The sequence below is a fragment of the Streptomyces sp. C genome, assembly GCF_000158895.1.
Taxonomy (GTDB): Bacteria; Actinomycetota; Actinomycetes; order Streptomycetales; family Streptomycetaceae; genus Streptomyces; species Streptomyces racemochromogenes.
The window spans coordinates 6,812,882-6,815,893 of sequence record NZ_GG657750.1 but is presented as its reverse complement, the minus strand read 5'-3'; the positions used below and the strand labels follow the sequence as shown (position 1 = coordinate 6,815,893).

The following is a 3,012-nucleotide window of genomic DNA, read 5'->3' as shown; positions in this document are numbered from 1 at the left end:
GGCTGGCCGCCCGGGCGATCTCGTGGACGTTGCCGAAGGTCGGGATGCCGGAGCCGATGTCCAGGAACTGGGTGACGCCCTCGGCCACGGCGTGCCGGACGGCGCGGCGCATGAAGGCCCGGTTGGCCTGCATGATCTTGGGCAGGCCCGGCATGAACTCCATGGCGCGGCGGGCGGCCTGGCGGTCGACCTCGAAATTGTGGGAGCCGCCCAGGTAGTAATCGTAGATGCGGGACACGCTGGGCACCGATATGTCGATGCCTGGCGGGGCCCAGGCGGGGCGTTCCATCGGGGTCTCCAAGCCTCGTCGTGCCGTGGTCGGGCGGGTTCCGTCCGGGGGTGGGACGGTGGTCGGACTGCTGTCCGAGCCGAATGTACTGATCATTTCCCAACAGGGCGAGCAAAAGCGGAAATTGGCGGTCCGTTCTTGGTCACACACCAAAGGCACGTGCGGACCCCGCCACCTGCGAAGAAGAAACCGACAAATACCATTTGAGATTTCGACCGCGAACACCCTGAAGCGGTCCGGGGCTGGCTCAAACATCTACGCTCCACACTCCACCCGATCAGGCGAACCGGTACCGGGCCTCGCGTGCGCGGGCGCGCGCGGGCCCATGCTCCCGGGGTGAACAGAGCCTTAGCCAGACGCCTGCTGGCGGCCCCGGTCCTGCTGTGGGCATCGCTGTCCGCCACGCCGGCCGTGGCCGATAGCTGCGCCTACGCGACGGTCGGCTCCGCCGACGGCACGAGCGTCGTCGAGCTGTACGCGTACGCCGGAAGCGGCGGCAACGGGGCCGGCCGGGGTGGCGGACATCACGGCGGCCACGGCAACGGACACACCTGCGGCCACCGCGGCAAGGGCCACGCGCACGACTGCCCGCCGTGGAGCACCACGTCTCACCGGTCACCTTCACCCTCATGACCGCCGCCCCCGCCGTGCTCGCGATCGTCGCGCTGCGCCCGCGCTAGGCCGCACCCACCGCTCATCGATTGGGAGTCATCTTGTCGGAATGGCTCGTCCTGTCCCTCGCGATGGCCGCGGCCTGTGCCGTGGTGCTGTCCATCGCCTTCTTCAACCACCGCAGGATCGGCGAGGACGACGATCCGAACGAGACCCCGGACGTCATCGAGTACATGACGATGATGATCGGGGTGATCTACGCGATCGTCCTGGGCCTGGCCATCGCGGGCGTCTGGGAGGGCCGCGGGGCCGCCCAGGAGTACGTGCGCCAGGAGGCGCAGGCCCTGCACGAGATCAGCGTCCGCTCCCAGGTCTACCCGGCCGAGGTGCGCGGGCGGATCCGCGCCGACGTCGACGCGTACGTGACCTACGTGGTCGACACGGAGTGGAAGAGGATGGCCGCCGGCGAGGACGTCACCGAACGCAGCGGGGAGCTGCTGGAGAAGATCCGCCGCGACGTCACCGACTACGAGCCGCAGACCGACCACGAGGGACAGGCCTATCAGCCGCTGGTCGACCAGGTCGCGATCGTGGACGACGCCCGCAACGCGCGCGGCCAGAGCGCCGGGGCCACCATGCCCGGCGTGGTGTGGTTCGGGCTGATCGCCGGGGCCCTGGTCACGGTGGGCCTGATCTTCACCCTGCAGATCCGCCGCTCCTTCCGCGAGATGCTGCTGGCCGGCCTGTTCAGCGCGCTGATCGCCTTCCTGCTCTTCCTGATCTGGGACTTCGACTCGCCCTTCGGGCGCGGCATCTCCGCCACCGCGGAGCCGTTCCTCGCCCAGTTCCCCCACCTGGACCTCAAAAGCTGAACGGGCGCCCGCTCCCGGGAAACCGGGGGCGGGCCTCCCGTCGCCGGTTCGGCCTACGTCCGTGCCCCATTCGCCCGCTCCTGATCGCGGGTCACCGGACCGGCGCCTAGCGTGGCGGACAGCGAGGTGCACGACCCCCACCTGCGCAAACGCTGCGCGAGTGCGCCTCGGGATCCGGAGGACCGACCATGGGTGCGATACGCGGCTCCGCCACCGCCCTGCTCAGCGCCGGCGCCCTCATCGCGCTCGGCGCGTTCTGCGCGCCCTCCGCCATGGCACCCGGGACCGCACCCGCGGCCCCGGCTCCCCAGGCCGCGCCCGTGACCTCCTTCGCCTTCGCCCTCATCCCGTCCACGGTCGCCCCCGGCGGCCAGGTGATCCTGTCGGTCAGCGACTGCGACGCCGCCTACGCCACCGCCTCCTCCGGCGTCTTCGACACCGTGAGCATCCCGCGCGGCCAGACCGTCCGGGTCACGGTGGACCGGGACGCCCGGCGCGGAGCCCTGTACTCCGTCACCTTCACCTGCAACGGCGAGAACGGCTCCGCCGACCTCACCATCGCCGGCGCCACGTCGACGCCGAGCACCAGCTCCACCACCGGCGTCCGCCCCACCCCTTCCGCGGAGCCCACCATCGGTGTCCGGCCGCGAGCCACCACCCCCACGGCCACCCGCACGGCCACCCACGCGGCCACCCCCAGGGCCACTCCCACCGCCGTGCGCACCGCCCCGGCCGCCCGGATCACGCCCACCGCGCGCGCCTCGGCCCCGGTCTCGGCCCAGCGCAGCACCCCGGCCGCGCTCGGCGTGCGCGGCGGACTCGGCGGCAGCGTGGCCGGGATGGACCACCGGGAACTCGGGGTGGGTGCCGCCCTCTTCGCCGCCGCCGCGGGCGGTACCGCGTACGCCGTGCGCCGGCGCCGCCCGGCCCGCGGCCACTGACACCGCACCGCACGGCCCCGCACGGCGCCACACCGCACCGCACCGCACCGCTCCGCAGCCGTGCCACCGGCCGGTCGCCCCGGGTCCGGGACCCGGGGCGTACCGTGGCCGCGGCCGGCGGGTGCGTCAGCCCCGGGAGCCGACCGGACGGCGGCGGCGGATCACGTGCGCGCCCGCGCCGAGCGCGGCGGCGCCGACGAGGCCGGCGCCGATGGCCGTCTCGGCGGTGGACGGGCCGAAGGAGCCGCCGAGGCCGCCCTGCGCCCCGTTGCCCGGCAGGATCGTGAACCGGTGCGTG

General features: G+C 73.1%; 4 protein-coding genes. 3 read left to right on the top strand and 1 reads right to left on the bottom strand.

The genetic code is table 11. From position 1 onward, the window contains the following. The coding region (locus SSNG_RS30620; RefSeq protein ID WP_042804387.1) for an SAM-dependent methyltransferase at positions 1-289 on the bottom strand (289 nt) is incomplete at its 3' end. Positions 290-625: 336 nt separating this feature from the next. On the opposite strand from SSNG_RS30620, the gene SSNG_RS41360 reads away from it, so the two are divergent. The 3 genes from SSNG_RS41360 (at position 626) to SSNG_RS30610 (ending at position 2,714) form a co-directional block, all read left to right on the top strand. Beyond that, a complete protein-coding gene (locus tag SSNG_RS41360; protein ID WP_129593354.1) occupies positions 626-922 on the top strand; it encodes a hypothetical protein in 297 nt (98 codons plus the stop codon). Between the two features lie 80 nt (positions 923-1,002). Next, positions 1,003-1,773: a DUF4239 domain-containing protein gene (locus SSNG_RS30615; RefSeq protein WP_007267820.1), complete on the top strand. Its 771-nt coding sequence runs from the start codon at positions 1,003-1,005 to the stop codon at positions 1,771-1,773. Positions 1,774-1,961: 188 nt separating this feature from the next. Beyond that, the gene (locus SSNG_RS30610; protein ID WP_007267819.1) at positions 1,962-2,714 is read left to right on the top strand and encodes a hypothetical protein; all 753 of its coding nucleotides are present in this window, start codon (positions 1,962-1,964) and stop codon (positions 2,712-2,714) included. The last annotated feature ends 298 nt before the right edge of the window (positions 2,715-3,012 follow it).